The sequence below is a fragment of the Aminipila sp. genome (genome assembly GCF_032051575.1).
Classification (GTDB): Bacteria; Bacillota; Clostridia; order Peptostreptococcales; family Anaerovoracaceae; genus Aminipila.
The window spans coordinates 126,164-153,152 of sequence record NZ_DAMBYD010000001.1 but is presented as its reverse complement, the minus strand read 5'-3'; the positions used below and the strand labels follow the sequence as shown (position 1 = coordinate 153,152).

The 26,989-nt window shown below is 35.8% G+C and carries 21 protein-coding genes; 2 read left to right on the top strand and 19 right to left on the bottom strand.

The window, feature by feature from the left end; genetic code table 11:
• Positions 1–65: 65 nt before the first annotated feature.
• From rfbD to RTW14_RS00665, 6 genes are all read right to left on the bottom strand, one after another.
• Positions 66–986, bottom strand: coding sequence for a dTDP-4-dehydrorhamnose reductase (gene rfbD / locus RTW14_RS00690; protein ID WP_331654371.1), 921 nt, complete (start codon positions 984–986; stop codon positions 66–68).
• A gap of 34 nt (positions 987–1,020) precedes the next feature.
• Complete coding sequence (gene rfbB, locus RTW14_RS00685; protein WP_312647408.1) at positions 1,021–2,040, bottom strand: dTDP-glucose 4,6-dehydratase; 1,020 nt, start codon at positions 2,038–2,040, stop codon at positions 1,021–1,023.
• Positions 2,041–2,099: 59 nt separating this feature from the next.
• Positions 2,100–2,660, bottom strand: a complete 561-nt coding sequence (gene rfbC / locus RTW14_RS00680; protein WP_312647406.1) for a dTDP-4-dehydrorhamnose 3,5-epimerase — start codon at positions 2,658–2,660, stop codon at positions 2,100–2,102.
• Between the two features lie 18 nt (positions 2,661–2,678).
• Positions 2,679–3,566 (bottom strand): glucose-1-phosphate thymidylyltransferase RfbA, encoded by an 888-nt coding sequence (gene rfbA / locus RTW14_RS00675; protein WP_312647405.1) that lies wholly within the window; start codon positions 3,564–3,566, stop codon positions 2,679–2,681.
• Between the two features lie 260 nt (positions 3,567–3,826).
• Positions 3,827–5,098, bottom strand: coding sequence for a glycosyltransferase (locus tag RTW14_RS00670; protein WP_312647403.1), 1,272 nt, complete (start codon positions 5,096–5,098; stop codon positions 3,827–3,829).
• Positions 5,099–5,290, bottom strand: coding sequence for a nucleotidyltransferase substrate binding protein (locus tag RTW14_RS00665; RefSeq protein ID WP_312647402.1), 192 nt, complete (start codon positions 5,288–5,290; stop codon positions 5,099–5,101).
• A 616-nt stretch (positions 5,291–5,906) separates the two neighbouring features.
• On the opposite strand from RTW14_RS00665, the gene RTW14_RS00660 reads away from it, so the two are divergent.
• Positions 5,907–7,229 carry a TolC family protein gene (locus RTW14_RS00660; protein WP_312647400.1) on the top strand — a complete coding sequence of 441 codons (1,323 nt, stop codon included), beginning with the start codon at positions 5,907–5,909 and terminating at the stop codon, positions 7,227–7,229.
• 170 nt (positions 7,230–7,399) lie between these two features.
• A complete protein-coding gene (locus tag RTW14_RS00655; RefSeq protein ID WP_312647399.1) occupies positions 7,400–9,379 on the top strand; it encodes an O-antigen ligase family protein in 1,980 nt (659 codons plus the stop codon).
• Positions 9,380–9,438: 59 nt separating this feature from the next.
• Here RTW14_RS00655 and RTW14_RS00650 read toward each other — a convergent pair whose 3' ends face one another.
• The 13 genes from RTW14_RS00650 to RTW14_RS00590 form a co-directional block, all read right to left on the bottom strand.
• The gene (locus RTW14_RS00650) at positions 9,439–10,617 is read right to left on the bottom strand and encodes a LegC family aminotransferase (RefSeq protein ID WP_312647397.1); all 1,179 of its coding nucleotides are present in this window, start codon (positions 10,615–10,617) and stop codon (positions 9,439–9,441) included.
• 4 nt (positions 10,618–10,621) lie between these two features.
• The gene (locus RTW14_RS00645) at positions 10,622–11,773 is read right to left on the bottom strand and encodes a lipid II:glycine glycyltransferase FemX (protein ID WP_312647396.1); all 1,152 of its coding nucleotides are present in this window, start codon (positions 11,771–11,773) and stop codon (positions 10,622–10,624) included.
• Positions 11,718–12,335 (bottom strand): sugar transferase, encoded by a 618-nt coding sequence (locus RTW14_RS00640; protein WP_312647395.1) that lies wholly within the window; start codon positions 12,333–12,335, stop codon positions 11,718–11,720. The genes RTW14_RS00645 and RTW14_RS00640 overlap by 56 nt, the downstream gene beginning before the upstream one ends.
• A 45-nt stretch (positions 12,336–12,380) precedes the next feature.
• Positions 12,381–13,325, bottom strand: a complete 945-nt coding sequence (locus RTW14_RS00635; RefSeq protein WP_312647393.1) for a glycosyltransferase family 2 protein — start codon at positions 13,323–13,325, stop codon at positions 12,381–12,383.
• Positions 13,326–13,371: 46 nt separating this feature from the next.
• Positions 13,372–14,571, bottom strand: coding sequence for a glycosyltransferase family 4 protein (locus tag RTW14_RS00630; RefSeq protein ID WP_312647392.1), 1,200 nt, complete (start codon positions 14,569–14,571; stop codon positions 13,372–13,374).
• Between the two features lie 15 nt (positions 14,572–14,586).
• Positions 14,587–15,711 (bottom strand): CDP-glycerol glycerophosphotransferase family protein, encoded by a 1,125-nt coding sequence (locus tag RTW14_RS00625; RefSeq protein ID WP_312647391.1) that lies wholly within the window; start codon positions 15,709–15,711, stop codon positions 14,587–14,589.
• Positions 15,712–15,723: 12 nt separating this feature from the next.
• On the bottom strand, positions 15,724–16,773 hold the full coding sequence (locus RTW14_RS00620; protein WP_312647389.1) for an alcohol dehydrogenase catalytic domain-containing protein: 1,050 nt from the start codon (positions 16,771–16,773) through the stop codon (positions 15,724–15,726).
• Positions 16,754–17,485 carry an IspD/TarI family cytidylyltransferase gene (locus RTW14_RS00615; protein WP_312647386.1) on the bottom strand — a complete coding sequence of 244 codons (732 nt, stop codon included), beginning with the start codon at positions 17,483–17,485 and terminating at the stop codon, positions 16,754–16,756. Before RTW14_RS00615 ends, RTW14_RS00620 begins: the two co-directional genes overlap by 20 nt.
• A gap of 33 nt (positions 17,486–17,518) precedes the next feature.
• The gene (murJ, locus tag RTW14_RS00610) at positions 17,519–19,060 is read right to left on the bottom strand and encodes a murein biosynthesis integral membrane protein MurJ (RefSeq protein ID WP_312647384.1); all 1,542 of its coding nucleotides are present in this window, start codon (positions 19,058–19,060) and stop codon (positions 17,519–17,521) included.
• 198 nt (positions 19,061–19,258) lie between these two features.
• Positions 19,259–21,970: an S-layer homology domain-containing protein gene (locus RTW14_RS00605; protein WP_312647382.1), complete on the bottom strand. Its 2,712-nt coding sequence runs from the start codon at positions 21,968–21,970 to the stop codon at positions 19,259–19,261.
• A 435-nt stretch (positions 21,971–22,405) separates the two neighbouring features.
• The gene (locus tag RTW14_RS00600; protein ID WP_312647380.1) at positions 22,406–23,797 is read right to left on the bottom strand and encodes an S-layer homology domain-containing protein; all 1,392 of its coding nucleotides are present in this window, start codon (positions 23,795–23,797) and stop codon (positions 22,406–22,408) included.
• A 64-nt stretch (positions 23,798–23,861) separates the two neighbouring features.
• Complete coding sequence (locus RTW14_RS00595; protein WP_312647379.1) at positions 23,862–24,473, bottom strand: S-layer homology domain-containing protein; 612 nt, start codon at positions 24,471–24,473, stop codon at positions 23,862–23,864.
• 83 nt (positions 24,474–24,556) lie between these two features.
• Positions 24,557–26,932: an S-layer homology domain-containing protein gene (locus RTW14_RS00590; protein WP_312647377.1), complete on the bottom strand. Its 2,376-nt coding sequence runs from the start codon at positions 26,930–26,932 to the stop codon at positions 24,557–24,559.
• Positions 26,933–26,989 lie beyond the last annotated feature (57 nt).

Genomic DNA, 26,989 nt, shown 5'->3' with positions numbered 1-26,989 from the left:
CTAAAGTTAATACAAACTAAAGCCCAAGAAAATAATGTTCTTAGGCTTTAGATTTTTCAATATTCTTATAAGTTTATAGTCTTTACAAATCGTCTTACTGCATCCTGCCAAGCAGGTAACTTCTTAAACCCATTTTCCTCTAGCTCAAGTTTACTCATTCTTGAGTTTTTAGGTCTTACTGCTTTTGTTGTATACTCCTCTGTTGTTATATGATTCACTTTCGTTTTATATCCTGCATTTTTGAAAATTCCCTCTGCAAATTCGGTCCATGAACAAAAGCCTTCATTGGTAGCATGATAAACCCCATATCTATCTGACATAATCATATCACATAAAAGTGGGGCTAAATCAGCTGTATAAGTAGGACTCCCTACCTGATCGCCTACCACATTGATTTCTTCTTTATCTTTACCTATCCTAAGCATGGTTTTTACAAAATTATTACCGTTTTCCCCAAAAACCCAAGAAATCCTTACAATGAAGTATTTTTCTAAAAGTTGTTTTACTGCCTCTTCACCTGCCAATTTACTTTTTCCATAAGTGTTTTGAGGTGCTGTTTGATCTTCAACTTTATAAGGCTGCTCCCCTGTACCCGGAAACACATAATCAGTACTTATATAAATCATCTTGCAGTCAAGTTCTTTACAAACTTCAGCTATATTACGTGTTCCGCCTTCATTTACTGAAAAACATTTTTCAGGTTCATCTTCGGCTTTATCTACTGCTGTATATGCACTGCAATGAATAATCGCAGTTGGATTATATTGCTTTATAAAAGTTCTTGTTTTTTCTTTAATCGTTATGTCAAAATCTGCACTGCTTGCACCAATATAAGTAATGTTTCGTCTTTTAAGTTCTCTGCAAACATCATATCCAAGTTGACCTGTTACTCCCGTTACCAAAATTTTTTGCTCTACAGTTTTTGGTGTTATTCCAAGCATATTCCACACTTGAGAATCAAGATTTCCAATTACGCTGGCTCCCAAATTTATCTCTCCTTTTTCTTATCCCTTCTATACTTTACCTATTATGATACATTTTTTCATAGTAATCTTGATATTCACCGCTTATAATATTTTCCCACCATTCCCTGTTATCAAGATACCATGTAATCGTTTTCTTTATGCCATTATCAAATGTTGTAGTCGGCAGCCATCCAAGTTCATGGTGAATCTTGGTAGGATCAATAGCATACCTTAAGTCATGACCAGCTCTGTCTGTTACATAAGTAATCAATTCTTCACTAACCCCAAGTTCTCTGATAATAGTCTTTACCACTTCCAAATTAGTTCGTTCATTGTGTCCACCAATATTATAAACTTCTCCAACAGTGCCCTTATGAACAATCATGTCAATTGCTCTGCAATGGTCTTCTACATAAAGCCAGTCTCTGACATTTTCTCCTCTCCCATATACAGGAAGAGATTTACCATTTAATGCATTTGCAATCATAAGTGGAATCAGCTTCTCAGGGAAATGATATGGTCCATAGTTATTTGAACATCTTGAAATGGTTACTGGCACTTTAAAAGTTCTATAATATGCCTGTACCAAAAGATCTGCACTAGCCTTTGAAGCACTATATGGGCTTGATGTTTGAATAGGAGTTTCTTCTGTAAAGAAAAGGTCTGTTCTGTCAAGTGGCAAGTCACCATACACTTCATCTGTGGATACCTGATGATATCTTTGAATGCCGTATTTTCTACAGGCATCAAGCATTACCTGTGTTCCCATCACATTTGTTCTTAAAAAGAGCTCAGGCTCTTCTATAGATCTGTCTACATGGCTTTCAGCCGCAAAGTTCACAACTATGTCTGGTTTTTCTTCCTGAAATATCTTGTAAATTGCTGCTCTGTCTGCTATATCAGCTTTTACAAATTTAAATTTGGAATTATCCATAACCGGGGCAAGAGTCTCCATGTTTCCCGCATAGGTAAGTGCATCAACACACAAAATCTCATATTCTTTGTGCTCCTTCATCATGTAATGCACAAAATTTCCACCTATAAAACCAGCTCCGCCAGTTACTAATATTTTCATAAGTTTTCCTCCAAAATCATCTAACCCAAATAAAAAGGGCAGTTTTTTCTGCCCCTCTTCTAATATACAAAGCTGCAATCACTGTCTTTAAGCAGCGGCGCGTTTTTATCTTTATCGGAAAGTATAAGTTCTTTTATATCCCATCTTTCTAAATCCCAAATTACATTTATCTCTGGGTCATCAAACTTAATGCCTCTGTCGCTTTGTCCGTTGTAATAGTTGTCCGTCTTATAAACAAATTCAACATCTTCTGTAAGAGTCAAAAATGCATGACCAAATCCTCTTGGCATAAATAACTGTTTTTTATTTTCTGCTGAAAGCTCTACTGCCACCCACTGTTTATAGGTAGGAGACCCTTTTCTTAAATCTACTGCTACATCCAATACTGCTCCACGCACACAACGAACTAACTTCCCCTGTGCGAACTCACCATTTTGAAAATGTATTCCTCTTAGCGTTCCTTTTTCTTTAGAAAAAGATTGATTGTCCTGTACAAATTCACACGCGATTTGTGGTGTTTTTATTTTGGAGTAGGTTTCCATAAACCATCCTCGTTCATCTCCGAATACTTTCGGCTCTACAATATAGACACCTTCAATTTTAGTTTCTATAACTTTCATTTTCCGCTCCCAATTACACTAATATATAATTTTCCCTTCAGCTACCCGCTGCAAGTGCTGACCATACTCACTTTTTCCGTACATTTTAGCACTTTCTAACAGTTTATTAGTATCAATCCATTTATTTTTATAAGCAATTTCTTCAAGACATGCGATTTTTAATCCCTGCCTTGTTTCTATCACCTTTACATACTCTGCAGCTTCTGCAAGGCTATCTACAGTCCCTGTGTCTAACCAGCCATAACCTCTGCCTAATGTTATTACATCTAAATTATTATTTTCAAGGTAAATTTTATTTAAATCCGTTATTTCAAGTTCTCCTCTTGCAGAAGGCATTAATGCTTTTGTATATTCACAAACTTGTTTATCATAAAAATAAAGACCTGTTACCGCATAGTTTGATTTTGGTTCTTTTGGTTTTTCATCCAATGAAACCGCTCTTCCTTCTTTATCAAATTCAACTACACCAAACCGTTCTGGGTCATTTACATAGTAACCGAAAACAGTAGCTCCACCATGATCCTTGATATTATTAACAGCCTTTGTTAATTGCACAGTTAAACCATTACCATGAAATATATTATCACCAAGTATCATAGCACAATCATCACCATTTATAAATTGTTCACCCAATATAAATGCCTGTGCCAGTCCATCTGGTGAAGGCTGTACTTTGTAGGATAAATTAATTCCATATTTGTTTCCATTTCCTAAGAGTCTTTCAAAGTTAGGCAAATCCTGTGGAGTGGATATAATCAAGATGTCCTTTATTCCTGCCAGCATTAAAGTTGACAAAGGATAATATATCATTGGTTTGTCATATACAGGTAACAATTGCTTTGATGTAACCATGGTAAGCGGATACAGTCTTGTACCACTGCCACCAGCTAAAACTATGCCTTTCATAACAAAATCCTTTCTTGTTCTTTTTTAGTAAAATATATACTTGTCTCATTCATGGCAAATATCTGTTCATTATAACATATATTGATTAAATAATCGACTGATTTTTACACCTTTTCATGCCCTGATATATTTATATTTCATTGTTGTTCTTATCATTTGCATCTTCTTCATCCAACCAAAGCATTTTTCATACCTGAGTATCAAGATTTCCAATTATGCTTGTTCTCATGGTTCACTTTCCTTTCATAACCAAAGCGGATTTATACCTCACTATACACATTTAGTACTTCATTTATCACATTATCTAAACTATACTCTCGTGCTTTTATAACGTTGTTTTTTGATATATCAGTGTTATTTCGCAAGCTTCCATGCTCTTTTATTAACCACTTTATTACTTCAACATAGCCTTCTATACCATCATAATCATATAGATAACCATTGACTCCTTCTTCCACTAAATCCTGATGGCCCTTCACATTTGTAGCTACAATTGGCAGCCCCATGGACATAGCTTCCATGATATTAAAAGGCAGCCCCTCACTTCTGCTGGCTGACACACAAATATCCGATAGATAATAATACGACTCTAGATTCTTTACATGCCCTAAAAAGAGTACTCTGTTCCCATGATTAGAAGATTTGCTTCCCATCTGTTCCCCTTTCGACTTCAAATGTTCCGTCAAATTCAGACCAAAATGCTCCGTCAATTTTCGGCATTCCTCTAGCTGCTCTCCTTCACCTGCTAAAAGTAATTTAACATTAGGCGGAAGGTCTGACATGGCTTCTATAAGCATCCTTTGGTTCTTGCGTTTTGAAAATTCTGCTGCATAGATTAAAACAATATCATTCTCAACAATTCCAAATTTTAACCGTTCTGTTCGGCGGAGCGAGTCCCTATCACTTTCCTCAGTACCATTTCTATTCCCATTGTTCATCTCATCACGAAGAAGCTCCTCTTCAACTTTTTCTCTTGAAAAGCGCTGGGTATCAATGCCTACCCCCGGAATTTTAATCAGTCTTTTCCTATATAGGTGATATTTTTCAGCTATCTCGTAGTCCTGCTGATTCATCACAACTAATACATCTGTTGCCAGCATGGTTACTCTTTCTGCACAAATAAAAATATTTCGTTTGAGAAAAGGTGTGTCCTTGTCAAACAAATATCCATGTACCGTATTTATTACTGTGGGCTTACTGCCTCTTATAAGCATAACCGCCAGCCTTACAAAAAAAGCCGCTAAAGAAGTATGTACACTTATGACATCATACCTTTCCTTTTTTATAAGCTGAACCAGTTCAAGGGTACAGCCAAGATTTTTAGGTGAAAAGATTTTCTTTTGAAACGGAATATCAATCTTTGGAATGTCCCTGAGTGCATCTGAGAATGTAGTATTTGCTCCTATCTTTCCTAATGCTCCTGCAGCTGCCACATGAACTTCAAAGTTCATCTCTTGCAGTTTTTTTATATAAGGTATGTGAAAACTGAGTATGTGCCCATAACTGGATGCTACATAAAGTAATTTCTTCATCTATCTCAATCTCTCTATTATTTCATCAAATAAGTTTACATATTGTCCTTTTATACGCCCCAAAACATCTATGGCGGTTTGTTCATCGTATATACGAGATGTGCTATTTCTATCATTTAACAGAGAAATCCATGCCGCTTCCTCTTTGATAACACCATCCTCATTATCCTGCTTTTCCTCAAGCTTATTCATCAATGTTACTCCCTCATTATCTATGTTATCTAACAACTTTGTATCCGTGCCTTCTGATTCTATAATCTTCTTGTTCTAAATATTATAAGCTATCTGGAACAGTTTTACAACTTTCTTGGTCTCCAATTCCTCGAGTTCCGTTTTTCTGCCAACAAACATACGCCTTCCACAGATAACAATGATTTTGTTATGATTATTATTACTAAATTCAGTTTTGTACATGTATTATATTTTTTCTACTATTACTATTTGTATTGCCCGAGGATGCCTCTTTTTTGCAATTATTGCGATAATCGTAGGTTATTAAAAGCTTTTAGGGCAAGCCTTTTCTTTAAATTAAATTTTGAATTTGATAATTCCCAAACAATTATTAAGAAAGATTTAATATTTATTCCTACATCTTTTGGTATAATGTATATTGACATGATTGTGTGTAAGGTAGTAGAATAAACCCCGACCAATGGGTCAGTTTATTTAACGACGAATAACACTTCAGGCTGACTTTACTCTAAAGTTATGCCTATGATGAAATACAATGTTTTACCAATGATGTAATACAATCGATACATGCAAACAAATGATAAATCAGATAAATAAAAGGAGGATTCTTTTAAAGATGAAAAAACAATTATTCATAGCATTGCTGGCATCTGCTCTTATGGTTACTTCCATTCCTGTAACAGCTGTTGCCGCAGCAGCAACTACAAAAGCTGGAACTCCAGCAACCACTAGTGCAGTAACAAGTAGTGCCATTAGCACTACGAAATCCGCAATTTCCACAACAGGAACCGCGATAACCACAACAAACGGAGCCCTAACAACTACAAACTCCGCTGTAACTACAACCAACTCAGCTATTACAGCTGCTGGCATTCAAGGACCTGCAGTGATTGCTCCAATCAGCCTTTCTTTAGATGACACATACAAAAAAATGCTGGCTGACAGTCCACAGGCAACCTTGGCCAAATACACTTTAGATACTGATTTATCTGTTGCTAAAGGCTACAGCGAAAAACTTTCGTCCATGCATCAACTGGAAAAAGCTAAGGATGTGGCATCTCAATGGGCTTTAGATACTTCAAACAAAACCATGCTAGAAGCAAACCGCACTTTCGGAAACATACAGGCTCCAAAAAACTATGATGCTTCTATCAATAATTTAAAATCTCAGACCTATGAGATGTATTATAACTATAAATATACGGAAGCTCAAGTTCAGGTAGCCAAAGACAATTTGACCAGAACTCAGGCCATTTACACCAGCACCATGCTTAAATTTAAATTGGGTACTGTATCAAAGCTGGACACCTTAACTGCTGAAACGAACTTAAATACGGCAAAAGACAAATATGCTCTGGCAGTCAATGGCTTTGAGAAAATGAAAATGAATTTCAACTTATTTATGGGCTATAATATCCATCAGAAAGTAACTTTGACCGACAGCTTGACGGCTTTATCTTTCCCAACCAAAGCTGTGGATGAAGGGGTGAAAGAAGCTCTTATCAATAGAAACGAAATCAATGGAGCCAATTACAATGCAGAAATGGCACAGTATGCATTGAATAATGTCAAAGCATATCCAAGCAGTTCCGCTACTTATTTAGGCGCCAAATCAACTTTATTAATGGCGCAGGAAGGAGTAAAAACTGCACCTGAAAAAGTGGAAGTGGATGTTCGCACAAAGTATATGGATATGAAGCAAAAATACGATGCAGTAACTTCCGGTAAGGTCTCTTATGAAAATTCAAAAGAAGCATCTAGATTAGCCCAGCTCCGGTTTGATAGCGGTGTTATTACAGTGACGGATCTGTCTGGCATTAATATAGACACCTTCGATACTCAGCAAGCATACTATAAAGCTATACTGGATTATAATTTAGCAGTCAATGCCTATAACTTATCCTTTGGTATTGGTACTGAAGCAGTATCCATTAAATAAATATTTGCTGCACTATACAGAGCAGACAGCAAATTGTGCTGTCTGCTTTTTGCATACTTTTATATCTGAAAAAATTATAAAAACTACCTGGTAAATTTGCATTCTTTCAGAGGCTAAGGTATAATAGGAAGGCATATAGATTAAATTTGAAATATTTGGGGGAATTATCAATGGCTAAAATAAATCAACAGGGGAATAAAACTGCACAGACAAAGCAGCCCACTAAAAAAAGTGCCTCTACTTCAGGCAAACATTCAGATTACATTTATTCTATGAGTATGGCTCCAAGAATAAATGAAGACATGCATTGGTTTCAACTGCTTCCAGCTGCATTTTTCACAGCATTCGTCATCATGATTGTAAGATTGCATGAATACAAAAGGCCAATGAATCAATTTTTTTGGACAAGTGATGGAAATGATTTAACTGAATTCTTCAGTTATTTTAAAATGGTGGCAATCGTTATTTGTGCTGTATTAGTATTGTTTTTTTTGCTATACCGTGTTTTTTCACAGACTTTCTTTATAAAGCGTTCACCATACTACATTCCCATGCTTGTATACTGCGCTTTTGTTTTAATATCTTACATGACGAGTGATTACAAAGAATTTGCTCTTTGGGGATGGAATGACAGATTTGAAGGTACACTGCCACTGCTTTCCTATATGATCTTGTTATTTTTTATCATTAACACAGTAAATAGTGAGAATAACATCAAATGGATTATATATCCTACGGTGGCATCTTCAATACTCCTTAATCTTCTGGGGCTTTCTCAAGCACTTAATCATGATTTTTTCAAGACTATACTTGGCCGGAAGCTGATTACGCCAAGCTGGTTTTGGAGTCATATTGATGGTCTTACATTTAATTTTAAGAATAAAGAAATATATCAAACAGTATATAACATTAACTATGTTTCCTTTTATCTTACATTACTAATTCCTCTCTTTGGTTTACTGTTTATTCGTTCAATGATGCAGGGAAAAGAGGAGACTATCTGGAAGAAAATATTTTGGGGTATATTGTTCGCCTTAACTATGTTTAATCTGATTGGCTCGGAATCTTCAGGAGGATTTTTGGGAATGGCAATTGTTGTTTTAGTTGCACTTGCTGTCCTCAATAAAGCGCTGCTTAATTGGTGGAAACCCATTATTTTGCTCTTAGCTATTACCGTTCTTATTGGTGGAGTGACCTCCGACAGATGGCTGCCAGAAATTTCAGGTACAACTCATAGCGTATTGGGACTTGATACTAAAAAGACTCAAGAAATATCTGGAAAAGCAGAAAGCCAAAACTCCTCCAATACTTCAAAAGTTCACATTGATTATATAGAAACCAAAGGGAATGATATTCATTTAAGCTATAATGGCAATGAGATAACATTTACTACATATCCCAAAACTCCTCTTGCCATAAAACTTACGGACAGCAAGGGCAAAGATCTTGATATTAAGCTTATCGCTGGAACCGATTCCTCTTTTTCAGTTGATGACAAAAGATTTAAGTCTTTAGTCTTGGGACCTGCACAGGACTCTGCCGGTAATCATTACTTTATCATAAAAATTGGGGAAAAGGAATGGCCGTTTGTCACTATGGACGGCCAAGATGTGAGATATCGAAATGACTTGGGAAATTTCGTATCACTAAACAAAACAGATGCCATCGGTTGGAAAAATAATCAAGGCTTCGGCTCCGGCCGCGGATACATTTGGTCCCGTACTCTGCCGATGATGGAAGAAACTGTTTTGATAGGCCACGGTGCTGATACCTACTGTATCTATTTCCCTCAAAATGACTACGTAGGAAAATATAATGCGAATTGGAATCTTAATATGATTGTTGACAAACCTCATAATATGTATATGGGGGCCTGGATTGGTACTGGAGGCATTTCTGTACTGGCTTTACTAGTTTTATGGTTTATGTATGTTGTTCAGAGCTTTAAACTGTTCTGGAAATCAAATATCAGCACATTCATCGAATATACCGGTCTGGGGATTTTCCTCGGTATATGCGGTTTCCTTGTATCAGGATTAGTAGACGACTCTACGGTATCTGTTATGCCAATGTTCTACGGCTTATTGGGCACGGGCATGGCTATAAACATCATGCTAAAAGGCCAAGTCACTCCGATAAAAGAAAGATAAAATCAGCCCCTGTAAAAAAGCCTTTAAAGCTTTTTTACAGGGGCTTTACTATCCGACTATTATTTTTGTACAATCATCTTGCAGACGTATTTGACTTCTTCTTCCGTCAGGTTGGTGGAGCAAGGCACATTAAGAATGTGGTCAGCATAATCTACGGCCTTACTGATTTTATAGCTCTGAGCGTTAATATAAGGCCTTAACGTATGGATTAATTTCCAAACAGGTCTGCACTGAATTCCTTCTTGAATTAATCGGTGCATTAATTCATCTCTGCTTTCGCCAAATCGTTCACCCTCGATATACAGAGAATAAAACCAATGATTTGATCTTATATCTTCTTGAAACGGAATAATTGTGATTCCCTCAGTATGTTGTAATTGCTCTTCGTAAGTCTTATAGTTCGCCATTTTAGTCTGAATAAATTGTTCTAATTTTTCAATCTGGCTGACACCTAAAGCAGCCTGTAAATTTAGCATTCTATAGTTGTATCCCACTTCTCCATGGACAAAAAATAAGGCTTCTTCCGGGGTAGTCTCTTTGGCCGTTATAGTCAGATATCTTGCTTCGCCTAAATATGCCTGATTGCGTGATACAATCATGCCACCTCCGCCGGTAGTTATTATTTTGTTGGCATTAAAGGAATATACCCCCACATCACCTACTGTCCCTGAAAAAAATCCTTTATATCTACCTTCTTTAAAATAGCTCCCTAAAGCCTCTGTTGCATCTTCCAGAACTCTTAGATTGTATTTTGCTGCCATATTCATAATCTTTTCCATGTCAGCCAGATTTCCAAAAACATGTACCACCACTATCGCTTTGATGGTTCTACCGGTTTTTTGGTTTATCAGCTTATTTCCATCAAACCTGCATTCTTCTTCACAAAATTTCTTCAGCTTGTCTGTATCCATACAAAAGGAACTATCACAATCCATAAACACGGGCTCTGCCCCAAGATATTTAACAGGATTCACTGCAGCCACAAAAGTAAGGGTAGGCACAATGACCTCATCCCCCACAGTAACCCCTAAAATTTTCAACGCCACATGCAGGCCTGCCGTACCGCTTTGTGCCGAAACTGCATCCTGGATGCCGACATATTTAGCAACTTTCTGTTCAAACTCTGTTATAAATCTGCCCCCTGTAGAAACCCAGCCTGTTTCAATGCATTCCCGTAAATTGTCCACAATCTTCATATCTAAATTGGGAACACTTAATTGTATTTGTTTTCTGTCCATCTTTTTACCCTCTATATTTAGGAAAAAATCCCGTTTTATCATCAAAATTTATTTCCTGTTTTCTGATTTTCAATAAATAATCATATAAATCAGCATTAAATATTTTCTTACCTATCCAAAATTGTGTATTTTCCTGTTTATTAAAAGCCTTCTTAAAGTTGTACAAATTATCGTTTTGAGCTCCCAAACCACCTCCTAAATGAAACGTTTTATACCCATTTTCCGCGCCCCAACAGGCCGCTTCATAAAGTAATAAATTAGTTGGTGCCAAGTGCCTAAAAGCAGCATTGGAAGCAGATAGATGATAATGCATTCGATTACCACTGAACAAAATTATAGAGGCTGCTATGATTTGATCTTCCCATGTTGCATAAAAGATAGTGCTATTGTTCCTTAAATCTTCCAGAATGCTATTGTAAAAATTGCCGCCAAAATAATAATATGAGTCGGCATGATCCCTATCCATAGTAGAATGATATAATTGAATAAACTGTTGCATTATCTGATGCGACAGTTCACTTTTTATTTTTACAGCAGATTTTTGTGCTTTTCTGATCATATTTCTGTTCTTACTGATTATGTTCTCCCAAATTAATTCTCTATCCCTTAAATCTAAGCACACTGTCTCACCTAGTTGTATTACGTCATATAAGCCTTTAGACTCGGGACCATTTTCAATGTTGGGATGAAATCTGACAAATTCAGAAACAATATTAAATTCATTGCAATATTGAGTATATGTTTCATTTACACTTTTTAAAAAAGTTTTTTGCTTACTTCCTCCATTAAAAACAATACCCCCGTATCCATATGGGGTAGCAAGGTCAAAATACTTATTTTCCTCTATTTTCCCAGCAAAATGAACATTTTTTGCAATGTCTCTTTTCATGGCAACATTCAGCGCCTTATATCCACTACTTTCGTCTAAGAAATAAAATAAACACGGGTCGCCATCCCCATGAAGCCGAAAAGCCTCTACATACTCACTTAAATAATATACATCTGCTGAACTAAATAATGATACAATACTATCCCATTTTTTCTTTTCTTGCAGCGTAATGACATCTAATTTCACTCTTTTATCACCTTCACTTTTATCCTCATTCATCTTCTTTATCATTACCCATAAAAGGATACCATGTTCCTGACTCTTCATTTTCAATATTTTCAGCTTTACATACAACAGCAATAGTCTTTAGCAATATTTTAAGGTCTTCAGCAAAAGAGACATTATCTACATATTCCACATCATAATCAAATCTTTCCTGCCATGATAAATCTGCTCTACCATTGACTTGTGCCAACCCGGTTAAGCCAGGTCTGACATCATGCCTCCTTCTCTGATGTTCATTATATAAAGGCAGATATTGAATCAAAAGAGGTCTTGGTCCAATCAAGCTCATTTCACCCTTTAAAATATTCCATAGCTCTGGCAGTTCATCTAATGAGGTTGTCCGAAGCATCTTTCCAAACTTTGTAAGCCTTAATTCATCAGGCAGAGGCACTCCTGTTTCATCAGTTTCAGTTGTCATGCTTCTAAACTTATATAAAGTGAAAATTTTTCCGTGTAGACCAGGCCTCTCCTGTTTAAAAATCGCCGGTTTTCCTAATTTCATTTGCACTAATATGGCAACGACCACAAATACGGGTGATAAAAGCACTAATGCGATTAATGCAATTACTATATCCAAAAACCTTTTAAGATATTTTTTATACATCTTTTTATGTTCTCCATAATTTTCTTATATTAAATATTACATAATTTATATCAATATTCGTTTTTGCTTATGTAGCTCTTCCATATAGCTCAGTAACTCTATTTTATATCGATAATGAAGTTGTGTAATTCCCTCTATTTTTCTATATCGGACTCTAAGTATAAGAAGTCCTGCTTTTACTGTAATCCAATCTAAAATTTTAGGAAATTTTTTATATTTGTACCAGAAATACAATTTACTTTTTAAACAAATATAGCTTCTTTCGGCTCTAGTTATTCCTTCGCTGCTTGCCCCTTTTAAATGAAGTACCTTTGAATCTGGGATATAATACATCTTATAATTTTTTCTTATAATTTTTTCGCTAAGAATGCTTTCCTCTCCATATAAAAAGATATTTTCATCTAGCATATCTACTTCGCAGAACTTAATGGAATCAACTAAAAAACAGCAGCCTTCAAAGTAGAAAGATTGTGTTTCTTCCATACATTCTTCTACAGGTCTCCGAGTTCTCTTTTTAATAGCTTTTGGAACAAACTTCGAAAAAATATTCTCATAAATTAAAATATCCAGCCAGCTTCTCTTCTTTATTACAATGTCAACACTCTGCAAAATATCTCCTGTATTATAAACACATGGAAATACTAAAGCAGTACTTTCATATTTTTCAAACGTTAAAATCAGATTTTCGATGGCATTTTCATAAAAGATAATATCACTATTCGTTATAAGTATCTTCCTGCATCCTTCCTTTATTGCTATTTCGGCACCTCTATTATTTCCATAAGAAAAGCCATAATTTTTATTCAACTGAATTATCTTTATAATTTCGGATTCCCTATAAGCATCCTCCAAGATAATAACAGAGTCATCTGTAGAACCTCCATCAACAATATATATTTTAAAAGCTCCCTTATAGGTATTCATTATTGAATTTATGCAATCTGCTGTTAATTTTGCCGTGTTGTAATTTAAGATTACAATTCCTAACATATTTTTATACTCCAAATTAAGTTCTCTTATATTGTAAGTAGAAACTCTATTTCTTTAATATTTTCCGTATTAACTCTTCAATTTTAATATATGATGTATCTCTATTAAAAACAGCTTCTCCTAATTTTCTACTATTAGCAGCCATCTCTTTCCATGTTTCTTCATTTGTCAGCAAATGGATTATATATCGAGCCATTTGCTGAGAATCTCCGCATTCACAATTAAATCCAGCATTATATTTTTCCAATAAAATCTTATACTCCTGACTATCCTGCGTGGATATAACCGGAAGACCCGCGGCAGCATAATCTGCATGTTTATTTATAATACTAGCAACAGACTTCCCATTTATGGGATTTATAGCAATATGTGCACTCTTTAAATAGGATACCATCTCCTCATATTTAAGCCTTCCTTTAAATTCCACATCTAAATTTTTATCTCTGGCATATCGTTTAAATTCCTGTTCTAAAGGGCCATCTCCTAATATAAGAAACTTTAACAGATCAGTATTTTTATTTTGTTTGACGATTCCGTAAGCATCAATTGCACACTTTAAGTCGTAGCTGTGACCTAAAGTGCCCACGTAAATCAAATAAAAAATATCCTGCTCCTGTTGATGCGGTAATATTTTATCGAATCTTTCAAAAGAAGTTCCTATATAAACAGGCAAAAAAAATTTGCGTTCAGTCTTGCCTAATTCAGCCCTTCGGCAATATGTATCCGATACAGAAATTACTGCATTTGCATGTTGATATATATAATCTGCGATTCTTTTCATGGGGTAGTATATAATGTTTCCCAATCCCCAAGGATTAAAGACCATTTTAAACGCTTCTGGCCATAAGTCCTGAATATCAATTACTATGGGAATTCTATTCCTTAACGCAAATCTAGTAGCTACAAAGGCCCAGCTTAAAGACGGAACTGCACAATATAGCATTTTAGGGCATTGTATACTTTTTAAATATCTTTTCAGATTTTTTCCACTTCTAAAGTGACTGATAAAGCGCTTGATACTAACATTCCTTTGGTATCCCGGTTCATCTATATAGGTCGTCGTATAAAATTCATGTTGTTCCTTCTTGTTCAAACTATGTTTCTTAGCGGTATGAAGGAAAGAAGATGTCAGCAATTCTGTTAAGTAGCTCTTTCCTATCATACCTGCAATATATTTTAATCTGTCATTAGATATATTGTCTTCATTTTCCGAGAAATGTGAAATTATTAAAACTTCATTTTTCATGGTTAATATGCCTTTCTAGCACTTGCTTACATCCAAATTTAGTTTTTCTACTAAATAAGACCATAAACGCTGTGTACTCTTATTGTCCAAATTGTTATGAAAAAATTCCCTAGCTTCTTCTCTTACCCCAGCAAATGAATCCTGTCCGGATAACCATTTACTGATTTCATCAATCAGCTCTTTCATGTCAAAGATTTTAGGTCCGGGAGTCATCATGTCATTCTTATAATCAATAACCAGACCCCTATCATCTTTATATTTTACTAAATCAAATACGTAAAAGAAAATGGGTTTATTCAATAACAAAAAATCTACAAATATAGAACTATAATCTGTAATCAAGCAATCAATAATAGAAATGGCTGCTTGTGAATCTGCCATAACTGTGCTATCAAAGAAAATAAAGTTACTTAAATTTTCTATATCTTTTTGGGAAAAAATGCCTCCATGATGATGTGGCCTGTACAGAAAATATGCGGATTCTCTTTTTAGCAGTTCATTCAGCTCTTCTAAATTGCTGGTTTCGATTTCATGAAATGTTGCTTCTCTCCATGTGGGAGCATACAATAAAAGCTTTGAAGAAAACGGAATATTATTTTTTTTACAAAATTCTTGCCTTAATATATGATTTTGTTCAAATTCCAAAAGACGATCATTTCTTGGTAATCCCAAAGGTAAATATTTGGCGTTATGGTTTATTTGGCATCGATTATAAAAATAGGTACTATCAAAATCTGATAAAGTTATAAAAGCATCTAAATTTTTCAAAAAAAATTTTTCCAAAAGTTTTATCTTTAATGAGTTTTTTTCATTTGCTCCTGGTGTTTGTTTAGTTCCATAGCCATGTGCTACTTCTACACCTTTGGACAATCTGCTTAAAAAATTCCCTCCGCTATCTGTCACCCAATAGTCAAATTTCCCTTTTACCAATAAATGTGGGAACAAAAGAGCCATATTTCTTTTCACAAACGATTTGGCTGACGAAAATTTTTGATTTCCTACCGCCTCAGCATCCACATAGACCACCTCTAACTGATCCTTTAAACTCTCTTTTAAATTTTTACAATAAAAGTCATACATTGTCCATATGTTCCCTTTTAACGCCCCATATGCTGTATATAAAAGCAATCTCTTTTTCACCATACGACTCCTCTATAAATTCAGTTTCATAACATGCTTTCCTAATTTTTTTTCATTTTCTTCTAATTCAAAACATTTCTGTACATCGTAAATATTCCGTATTTCAATAATATCTATAATTAACTTCTCAATCTCTTTCCTAAATGAATGATTTTCAAAACACTTCACAGCCGTTAAAAAGTCTTCCCTTTCACTTCGAGTTGTTCCTTTCATTATGATTCCTTTTTCCAAAATCCCTCTGGTATTTATGGCGGGATTTTGAGTTGGAACTCCCATTAATACAATTTCCGCACCAATGGCTCCTTCTATAATGATTTGATTGATTGCTTCTTGAGAATTGCTTCCACCGACACATTCGAAAAATAGGTTTCTTTTTAAATCTTTTTTCTTTGCCTGCAATACTGATAGTGTATCACAAAACTGAAATTGTTTAAGTCTTGTTTCATTTCTTCCTACTACCGTAACACTTTTCCCATAACAATATTTTATCACTGCACTTGTTATATATGCCATATTTCCGCTGCCCCAAACAATGACTTCATCAAATTTATTGATATCTACCCGTCGAACAGCAGCGCATGCTACAGAAACTAACTCCAAAAATACATATGAGGCTTCATTTTCTATTGTTGTAAGCTTTACCGTGCTATCCTCTTTGTATGCAAGATACTCCCTCAAAAAACCGTCTGCATTGCTGGATGCAAAAACCGATTCAGGACAATAATTTTTCCCTAATGATAAATCAAGGCAAACATAGGCACACTCTTTATCTCTTTTACATTCTGGTAAACGATTGGGAATGAGAACAACTTTTTCATTTTTTTTAATATTTCCAATTTCACTTTCTTTAACAACCTCGCCTATTGCTTCATGAATTAAACAAAGGGGATACTTTAATGCTAAAATGTTTTGCTCCCGTAAGCCTAAATAGTAGCGCAAATCTGCTTTACAAATATTTAAAAACTGAGGTTTTATAACTAGTTCTCCTGCCTTTTGCTCCAAACAAGTTATATATTCCTCAAACCTGCGAGGTTCAACAATTTTAATCATTTTGGAAAACATAAGAACCTCTCCCCATATCACTTAATTTTAACATGGCTTTAAGCATCATCAAATCATCCGAAGTTGTTATTTTAAAGTTGATTTTATCACCCATTACCAAACTAATTTCATGCCCATAGGCTTTTACAATCTTACAATCATCCGTAGCCTCTCTGCGCTTCTCATCTGTTATAGTATCATATGCATTTGTAATCACACTATATTTAAAACTCTGGGGCGTTTGTCCAAGAAAAAAATTCTTTCTTTTAGGGATATCATTTATACGTTTTCCATCCAAGCTGCAAACAATTGTATCTGTTGCAGAAATCACTGTATCTACCGCTCCGCTTTTCTTCGTTTCTATAATGTTTTCTGTTATAATTCTAGAAGATATCAACGGTCTTGCAGCATCGTGTATAATTAAAATATCGTCATCGTTACAAACATTTCTTAAATGATTTAATGCATTATTTGTGGAATCCTGTCGAGTTTCTCCAGCTTCTATAATCCATTGGACTTTTGATAATTCATACCTTCTAATAAGTCCCCTTAGGCTCTCCATCCATTCTTTCAAACATACTACTGCAATTTGATCTATATCTTTATGCATTTCAAATGCCTCAATAGTATGAACAACAATTGGTTTTCCATAAATTTCAATGAATTGCTTGGGTCTTTCAATTTGCCCCATTCTGGTTCCAATTCCCCCAGCCAATATTATTCCTATATTCATATAAAATCGTCTCTCCCCTTTAATAAAACTGAATCACATTCTCTTAAAAATTTGTTTTATCAGTTTAACCTCTTCAATTTTAAACGCAATCAGCAACAGCAAATATAAGGTAGCTGCAACTATGACTACTGTAGCCATCTGTACCAGTCTCTCTATAAAAGTCTGATTCATATAATTTATCATAATTAAGTAACTAACATAAGAGCCTGTTACCGCTAAAATACCTGCTATAACAATTTTTAGCAATTTACCCTTGGAAGAAATAATATGCACATTAGTATGATACCGTTTCATTCCATAGAGTAGTAGGACAAAATTAACCAGAGCAGCGATAGTAGTTCCTAATGCTAAGCCATTATGAGCCATATAATTAACTAAAATAAGATTTAAAGCTATATTTACTATAACACTGACTCCTCCAACCATCATGGGAGTTTTCATGTCTTTCATTGAATAATAAATACGTACTATAAACTCATTGGCAGCTACAAACATCATTCCAGCTGCATAGTAAAAAAAAGCTGAACTAGTCATTCCCGTGGCACTTTCAGTAAATGCCCCTCTTTCATAAACCATTCGAATAACCTGAGTACTGTAAAGCATTGCCCCTAGTGAGCAAGGCCACCCTATTATAACTACAATATTAAATCCATTGCTGACCAATGCATTAAATCGTACTTTTTGATTCAAAGCATTAGCCTGTGACAATTTCGGATATATTATTGTAGATAATATGGTTATGGTAACATTGATAATCATCATGTTGAGCAACGATGCATAATTTAAGGCTGCTATGCTGCCTTCTGCCAGATTAGAAGCTAAAGTCTTGTCAACAAAAATATTAATATATGTTATATAGCTCCCTATAAATACGGGAAAAGCTAATCTAAATATCTCTTTAAGGTTTTTCTTTAAATTTATCTGAAGGTATTGCTTATACCCATTTTTCTTTGCAAAATATATGACTACCAGACATCTTAAAGCATATCCTGCCAATGTTCCAAAAGCCAGATAATAGCAACTTGTATATGCACTGATAATTATCCCAGCGCCCATACATATACTGATCAGATATCCGCTTATAATCTGTGGTATGAATACTCCATTATATTGCAAATAAGACTCTAGAATGCCTGCTATAGAAGAAAAAATAATATATGAAAAAAGAATCTTTACAAAAAATTTAGCAAGATTTGCAGTTTCACCTTTAAACCCCCATGCAAATACAGTAACAATCTGATTAGAAAAAAATATACCTATAATAGAAATGGCTAGGGTTATCAAAATCAGCAATCCAATAATATCACTGGTAAATTTTTTTCCTTCCTCTTTACTTTTCTTCTCTGATATTTGTGAAAATAAAGGCATATAGGCTGTTGATAAGGCAATAATAATACCCCCAAATAAAGTTGTAAGAATAGTATGGGACATTACATAAGCATCTACAATATAATTGGCACCAAAAATAGCTGCTAAAATCATTTCTCTCATAAAGCCAAACAGTTTTGAAATCAAAGTTAATATTGCCATCAAGACTGCAGTTTGTGCTACTGATCTCTGTATTTTATTACCCAAGTCCGCTTCTACCTATTTACCTTCCTTGATTATTTGATATATATTATACCCTTTACAGTCTTTATTTACAAGTCAGATTACAAATCCATAAATTCTAGAAAACTTTCCATAGAATAACAAAAGACGGGCATAAACCCGTCTTTTGAAATATTACATATTTTTGAATCAATAGATTAATCTTTATCTTGCCATTAAGACTTATTTGTCAAATCCAGCTCTAACAAAGACTACGATATCATATCCATCCTCATCATCGTTAGTTTCATAAAGAACAACCTGATCTCCGTCATGTAAGTCTGATGATGACTTTACATAGTCGTCATCACTATTTAATTCATAGATAAAGGCCTTATCAGAGATAGCATATCTTGTACTTGAAGTAAGAACATTGCCACTCGCATCCTTATCACGAACTAATACTGAATTTTTCTTATCAGCTTTTTCTACAGTCATAACGTCAGTAGACTTAAGTTTTTTATCATTATCAAAGTCCACAGTGCCTGGTTTGAAGCGGGTAGCATCTGTAATAACACCCTTTGCATCAACCTTAACCTGATATAAAGCTAAGCCAGTAAGACCCTTCTTATATACAGGAGCACTATAACCATCGAAGAATGAATCTCCACCATCATCAGTCAATACATCCGTTTTAACTTGATTGTCTATAATGCCTGTAATCTTCCATACTTTATCCTTATCAGCGTTTGTGCCTCTTGTCTTTTCATTAATCACAGCATAAGATTTAGTTCCTGATTTAGCAGCGCTATCAGGGATAAACATTGCTACTATCTTATCTTCTTTCAATGAACCGTTATTATTTTCATCAAATAATAGATATACACCGTCTCCTGCTATGTCCTTATCAACATCTACCTTATCAAGAGTAGTTACATCATAATCATCAATGTAATTATAATATTTTATACTAGCATCAGTAGGGCTTGTTATTAATGGTGAACCATTTGGAGTACGAGTCTCTTTGTCAAGATCTGCTACGTTAGTAGTTGATTTTGTCTTATAAGTGAATACTACAGCATCTTTGTCAATCTTAGCGTTCTTGAAAAGAGTAGTTACAGAAGCTGCACTTGTAGGTACACTTGTTCCTTGTGCATTCAATTTAGCATTAGTAATTGAGTTCACAACTGTCTTGCTTGCAAGATTGATTTTTTCAGCAGTGATGAATTTTCTATTGGAATCTGTAATCTTGCCATCTTTATTTAAGCCATATCCAATGATTGTACCAGCATATAACTTACCAGCCTTATCATCTGCTTTATCATAATTAAATACTTTTTCAGTACCATCAGCAAGCATCATCTTAACCTGATTGTCAATGTTTGCATCCTGCTTTTCGATTACAGCAAAGTTCTTATTTCCTTTGCCCTTAGTAAAGTCATATACATAACCTCTAGCATCTAAGAATGCCTTAACATCGTCAGCTACGTTTTTATCTTCAACGGATGAACCTCCGCTAACTCCGTTTACAACCTGCTCAGCATTCTTGTAAGTGTTAGCTCCGATTGCAAACTTAGTAGCAGCATCGCTCTTAGCATTCTTAAAGCTGTCTATTGTACCTTCAACAGTCTGAGTACCAACTTCAACCTTTCTGATACCTTTGCTGTCTGAGTAAACGTAAACTACATTGTCAGCCTTGATGTCTGAAAGACTCTTAACACCAACTAAGTCAAACTGAGTGTAGTCAATCTTATCATTATCATCTAAGATGAACTTTTCACCTAAAAGTCTAGGTGTCTTAGTATCCTTAATATCGTTTAAATCCCCAGCATCAATCTGCTTTGACTGATTGGCCTTCCACTGTACTGCAGAATAGATTTCTTTAATCGTCTTACCTGAAAGGTCTACGTTAAGAGCAAATTCAGTACCATCCATTCCGAAAACTGTACCATCTGGAGCTTTAGTAGCAAATTCTGCTTTTGTAGAATTTGTCTTTGCATTGTTTAACATTAGCGCTCCAGCTGATGTGCAATTAATGTTATATTCTTTTTCTTCGTTAGTAGTTACGAACTTATCCTTAGCAGTAAATCTACCAACAATCTGATCGTTATCCTTTGAAATGAAGGCTACGATTTCCTTGTCATCATTTCTGTAGATAGTACCATGTTTACCGATGTGCTTTGCAATGTTAATCAGAGAATCATCGATAGAAGAACTATTTCCACCAACAACTACTGGACCTTCTGCTGTGCAGTTAAGTCCTGCAGTAAGAAGAGTTGTTGCGTTATCAAGGTTACCCTTGTCATCTTTGTGGTTATCAGCCCAAAGCTTTTCTGTCTTACCGTCTGAGTTTACAGCAACCTTCTGTACTGTTAATGTATTGTAGATAATCTGAGCTGCATTTGCCTTGTCAACACCAGCAGCATCCTTAGCTACGTCATCATACATTTTCAATTCCTGAGCTTTAGTAACGTAGTTTGAAGGCCAAACACCTGTTAACTCAGAACTGTTTGCAGTGTAACCAATTGCTCTTAGAGCCATAGTTACAGCTTCATTTACAGTGATTGTCTTTCCAGGCATAGCATTTCCTGCACCGTCTCCAAGCATGATGCCCTTTGAGTTGCAGAATGCTAAGTAAGGAACAGCCCACGCATAACCGTTTGTATCCTTAAAAGTTGCATTTGCATAACCTGCAAGAGCGCTCTGCGGAATAGCTAAAGCTCTTGTAATCATAGCAGCAAATTCTGCTCTTGTTACAGCCTTTGCTGGCTGGAATGTACCGTCTGGGTTACCAGTTACGATACCTAAGTCATAGTTTACTTCAATAGCTTCTTCGTTAGTATTTCCGCCAATATCGCTTAATGATTTAAGCTCAGTGGCTGAACCAGCGAAGGCCATTGAGAAACTGGATAGTACTAGCGCTAAAATTAGCACAAATGAAAGTACTTTTTTCATTTCTAATATTCCTCCTTTAGAATTGTTCCTCGAAGGGGTTCTGTTGTTTTACTGTGAGCAAATCACCTTCCCCTTCTGAAGATAATTTGACATGATGAATAGGTTATGGTATTAAGGAGTCCCTAATGCATATCCTATCACAGTGAATTATACCCTTTATGAAATACATCAGTCAACCTATTGAGGGAAATGTAACATAACTGTAATACACATTTATATTAGTTTTTCTCTATATTGATTTTGTATTTCTTAGTACTTTTATATTATAGCAAAAAAATTATATAAGTCTATTACAGTAGTATTACAAGAATGTTAACGTTTAAAGTAATAGAGTCATACTTTCGTTTAAAAAAATAACTGTATCAAAATAAAATCTCATTTTGATACAGTCTCTTAAATAATCACATTCCATCAATGCTCAAATTACGACACTTCTTATTTGACAATCACAACATCAGCTTCATTTGAGTCATCATCACTAACATCATAAGCTCTTACTTCCTTACCAGCTCTAATGCTTGAAAGGCTTCCTGCTCTGTATTCCTTGTTGCTGTCATCCCAAATATATATGGAAGCATTTCGTTTTACTGGAATAAATCCACTTGAAATGGTAATAACACTATCACCATATTCAGTAACAGCAGTCCATGACCTACCTGTTGTGAGCTCTTTAAACATCTTCCCATTAGCTCCGTCAGTTGTTGCCACGTTCCTTACCTCACCGTTTGATGTATATAATTCATAAAGCTGTCCGTCACCAGGCGTAAATGTTGGTACTGCAAGTCCTTTTTTCCCAAACCATGTGATGGCTTTTGTGGCAGTTAATGTCTCAAATCCCGTTATGGCCTCTTTATCCTGGCTTGACACCTTAATTGTTCCATTAACGACTCCATATACGTTACCGCTAAACCCTGTGTCTACGGGTAAAATCATTTTAGTTATTTTATCATTTTCTACAAGATACCATGCAGGAGTTTTAACATCCTTAAACTTATATACCGTATCTTTTCTATATGCATCTTCCTTATCCGAAAGTTTCATGTCCTTACTATAATCTTTCTTAGCCCCATAAGTATAAATTTCTATATTCCCAGAAATTGTTTTGCCTCCAAAAGTATTCAAATTGTCATCAAAACTTCCTGTCACAAATTTCATTCCACTAGTTGACGGAATGCTGCTTGGCTTGTCTTTCTCTGTACCTTGTGGGTCTGGAGTTATAGTTGGAGCCATAGCTCTTAGTTCTTTCATCTGGTTAAAAGTCATTTGAGAAGCCATGCCTTTGGTAGCATTTTCCGGATAAGACTCATCAATGCCTTTAAGAATGCCTACCTCCTTAGCCTTTGTAATATAATCATTGGGCCAGACGGTACCTATTTTATCTTCTGTATATCCCGCAGCTCTAAGAACCATAGTAAGCATTTCATTTGTACTTACATTTACACCTGGCTTAAAAGTCCCGTCAGGATAGCCCTTAACAATGCCATGTTCTACTGCATAGGCAATATAACCAGATGCCCAGCTGTATCCTTTAAGGTCTGTAAATCCAGTTTTGCCTGACGACTGAGTAGCTGTACCATTTACAAGTGATGCAACTGGATCAATCGTCTTAACTATGATAATACACGCCTGTGCCCTTGTTAATTTATCTTCTGGATGAAATTTACCATCCGTATCCCCAGTAATAGCTCCCGCTTCCGTTAAAGTTTTAACCGCCTCTTCACAACTTGTTCCTGCTATATCCGTGGGAACAGTAGCTGCAAATGCTGCCGTGCTGGCAAACATCATTGCAACCAGCATGAATGAAACAATGTTTAATATCTTCTTCATTTCCTAATCTTGCCTCCCTTTTTCATTGATCTGCCTCATTTTTGTCCAAGTTTTTGCATTTCAGCTAATTCTTTGGCATGCTCCTATAAAGCATCGTTGCCACATCACCTTTTGTTGCCGGAGCAGACCAGTCAGATATATTACGATCTCCAATCATACTATTCATATTCATTTGGGCATATTGAATATAGTTATCCGGCCATGTACCCGCAGTAACAGCCGATGGATTCTTACTTCTTATTATAATAGTAATCACTTCTGCATAAGATACATTTTTGCCTGGAGCAAATTTCTGTTCGCCCACACCTTGTATTAGATTTGCCTTTGCACATGCGTTTATATACCCTTTTGCCCAGTCATATCCGCTCAAGTCGCTATAATAAACTTTCTTTGCAACTGTATCAAGTTCATTAATATTATTTGTAGCCTTTGCCATCATAGTAGCAAATTCTGCTCTTGTAATATTTTTTTCTGGGTGAAATAATCCATCCTGATCTCCCGTAATAACTTTTTTATCCATTAAAAATTTCACTGGCGTAAGTAGTTGTGTATTCATTACATCCTGTGGATATATCTTCCCAGAACTGGAGCTGGTAGTATCCGCAAATGCGATGCTACCACTACTCAACACCAAAACCGCCGATATGGCTAATGCCGCTATTTTCTTTCCAATCATCTTAATCTCCTCCTAAATTCTTAACTCTATTTGTACATTATACCAAAGAATGGAGTGAAGTCCATTACATAGGTGTTACAAAACTATTTTCTTTCTAAACCAATTAAGCCCGGATAGATATATCCAGAATTCAAATCTGACGAACTTATGACATTTCCCTTTTCATCTGTAGTCGAAACGGTAATAGGAGGGACAATGCCTCCACCATCCGAAATAATCGATGAACTTTCACTGGTAGCTGACTGATTAACTTTATAAGTATACTCCCATACCTTCGAACCATCTTTACTATTTAGATAAGCGGTTAATAGCTGGAATCCATTACCAAGTTTCACCTTTAACTGACCTGAAAGTTGTTCCTTCGAAAGTATCATAACAATGCTTTTTGCTGAGCCGGCATCTTCTATCCCAATGTCTGAATTGTAAGTGCCTGCAAGCCAGAAACAATCTATAAGTTTGGCTCTGTTTCTACCTATTAAAGCGCCTATAGCATTATTTCCTTCTACTGTACCAGCATTATAGGAGCGTTGAATAATAGCATAATTCCAGCCTACCAGTCCCCCTGCTGTATCGGTTGCCTTAACGCTTCCTGTATTGTATACATTAAAAATCTTATCTTTACTTAGTCCTGCTATGCCGCCAGCATTTGAATTAGCCGTAACTTTTCCGTCATTATAACATTTTTGAATACGCCCGTCTCCGGTGGTCTGATAAGCCACTATTCCACCTGCCTCAGAGTTTGCTACAATCTTTCCTTTGTTATAGCACGTTTCTATCTGGCCTTCATTATTGCCAACTATTCCTCCAGAATTTTTTCCATTTATTTCACCTGTATTGTAACAATCATTTATTTTAATTCTCTCTCCCTTTGCATATCCTACAACACCTCCATTAGCGCTATCCCCTGAAAGATCTCCAGTGTTATAACATTCTGTTATATATACTCCGTAGGAAGAACCATCCCCCTGACCTGCAATACCGCCCGCATAATCAGCTGTGCCGCTCACCTTTCCCGAATTACTACATTTTTCAATATTAACGGTAGCAGAAGAAGCCATTATATAACCAACCACTCCGCCTGTTCTTGATCGTCCTTTTACTACTCCCTTATTTACGCATCCAGATAATGCCTCCCCTTCCAAGTCTATGCTGCCAACTATTCCTCCTGTATTAGATTCTGACCCTTCAACAGTTCCTTTATTAACATTACTTTTTAATTTCTGCTTGGAATAGCCTGCGATACCGCCAGTATTTACCTGACCAGCCACAATACTCCCCTCTCCAAGTACACAATTTGTAATGCTGCCTTTGTTATATCCAGCAATACCTCCCACATTAACCGAACCCTTTATAGTTGACTTATCTATCGTTAAACCTTCAATAGTACTCTTAGAATCCACATATCCAAAAAGTCCTGCATATCCAGCCACATTTCCAGTATCTTTGCTTTTAGCCGTTCCTGTTATATTTAGACCACTTATATTGTGACCATTTCCGTCAAAATTACCTACAAAAGGCTTGTCTTCTGTCCCAATCGGTTCAAAGTTTCCTTCATTCCAGTTTGATGTGCTTGTGGATACATTTGGTATCGTAGTGGCAAAATCAGAACTTACTTTTATATCCTTCGTCAATTTGTAATATCCACCCTCACTTAAATGCGCTCTTATATGGTTAAGCTGGGCCTCTGTGGAGACTTCGTAAGGATCCTTTGCTGTACCTGTCCCTACTGTGAAAGCTCCCGCAGTAATCAAATGAACTCTTTGGCAGCCTGCATTTCCTGTTGGGGCCACCTCTGTTGTCGGAGCAACCGCTGTAGTTCCTGGCCCTTTTATAACCGTTTCTTTCTTTTTAACATTTAAAAGCAAGGTTGCCGCTTCTGCTCTTGTTAGTGCCATTGTAGGCCTGAAGTTACCTTGATCGTCACCCTTCATATATCCTTTCTGGAACATGATATTTACATAAGGCAATGCCCAGTCCCCAATTAGTGTCGCATCCTTTGCCGTAGAGGCATTCTTAGAAATATCCAGATTACCTGTTGATATAACTGAAGCCACGACCTTTGCTGCTTCCTGTCTAGAAATCATCTGACCAACCCCAAAAGTACCATCCTCATATCCCTTTGTAATACCTGCTGCAACAGCAGTTTTTATAGTAGGAATATACCATTCTATTGGGTCCACATCCTTAAATGCAAGTGTAGTTTTGGAAGTATCCGGAACTGCAGTAAGTACATTCGTAATCAATTTGTAAAACTCTTCCCTCTTCATAAGGTTATCTGGTAAAAAATAACCTTCTGGATATCCTCCAACAATACCTAAAGTTGCGGCTTCATTTATAATGGCCTGTCCCCAGTGTCCATTAAGATCTGTAAATTTATCTGTATTGGCTGCCGCAAAGCTAACATTCGTTGTCAGCACCATGGCTGCTGAAAGCATTACCGCAAGCATCTTTTTTTTCATGACTATTAAACCTCCCCTTCTCATCTCTATTCTATGTGACGTTAAAGTTATTGTTTT

Excerpts from the sequence above, each read along its gene's own strand:
- RTW14_RS00600 (WP_312647380.1), bottom strand. The coding sequence starts at position 23,797 with ATGAAGAAGATATTAAACATTGTTTCATTCATGCTGGTTGCAATGATG.
- RTW14_RS00650 (WP_312647397.1), bottom strand. The coding sequence starts at position 10,617 with ATGGACAGAAAACAAATACAATTAAGTGTTCCCAATTTAGATATGAAG.
- rfbC (WP_312647406.1), bottom strand. The coding sequence starts at position 2,660 with ATGAAAGTTATAGAAACTAAAATTGAAGGTGTCTATATTGTAGAGCCG.
- rfbB (WP_312647408.1), bottom strand. The coding sequence starts at position 2,040 with ATGAAAATATTAGTAACTGGCGGAGCTGGTTTTATAGGTGGAAATTTT.
- RTW14_RS00605 (WP_312647382.1), bottom strand. The coding sequence starts at position 21,970 with ATGAAAAAAGTACTTTCATTTGTGCTAATTTTAGCGCTAGTACTATCC.
- RTW14_RS00660 (WP_312647400.1), top strand. The coding sequence starts at position 5,907 with ATGAAAAAACAATTATTCATAGCATTGCTGGCATCTGCTCTTATGGTT.
- RTW14_RS00635 (WP_312647393.1), bottom strand. The coding sequence starts at position 13,325 with ATGTTAGGAATTGTAATCTTAAATTACAACACGGCAAAATTAACAGCA.
- RTW14_RS00620 (WP_312647389.1), bottom strand. The coding sequence starts at position 16,773 with ATGTTTTCCAAAATGATTAAAATTGTTGAACCTCGCAGGTTTGAGGAA.
- RTW14_RS00595 (WP_312647379.1), bottom strand. The coding sequence starts at position 24,473 with ATGATTGGAAAGAAAATAGCGGCATTAGCCATATCGGCGGTTTTGGTG.
- rfbA (WP_312647405.1), bottom strand. The coding sequence starts at position 3,566 with ATGAAAGGCATAGTTTTAGCTGGTGGCAGTGGTACAAGACTGTATCCG.
- RTW14_RS00665 (WP_312647402.1), bottom strand. The coding sequence starts at position 5,290 with ATGAATAAGCTTGAGGAAAAGCAGGATAATGAGGATGGTGTTATCAAA.
- RTW14_RS00645 (WP_312647396.1), bottom strand. The coding sequence starts at position 11,773 with ATGAAGAGTCAGGAACATGGTATCCTTTTATGGGTAATGATAAAGAAG.
- RTW14_RS00640 (WP_312647395.1), bottom strand. The coding sequence starts at position 12,335 with ATGTATAAAAAATATCTTAAAAGGTTTTTGGATATAGTAATTGCATTA.
- RTW14_RS00615 (WP_312647386.1), bottom strand. The coding sequence starts at position 17,485 with ATGAATATAGGAATAATATTGGCTGGGGGAATTGGAACCAGAATGGGG.
- RTW14_RS00670 (WP_312647403.1), bottom strand. The coding sequence starts at position 5,098 with ATGAAGAAATTACTTTATGTAGCATCCAGTTATGGGCACATACTCAGT.
- RTW14_RS00590 (WP_312647377.1), bottom strand. The coding sequence starts at position 26,932 with ATGAAAAAAAAGATGCTTGCGGTAATGCTTTCAGCAGCCATGGTGCTG.
- RTW14_RS00630 (WP_312647392.1), bottom strand. The coding sequence starts at position 14,571 with ATGAAAAATGAAGTTTTAATAATTTCACATTTCTCGGAAAATGAAGAC.
- RTW14_RS00655 (WP_312647399.1), top strand. The coding sequence starts at position 7,400 with ATGGCTAAAATAAATCAACAGGGGAATAAAACTGCACAGACAAAGCAG.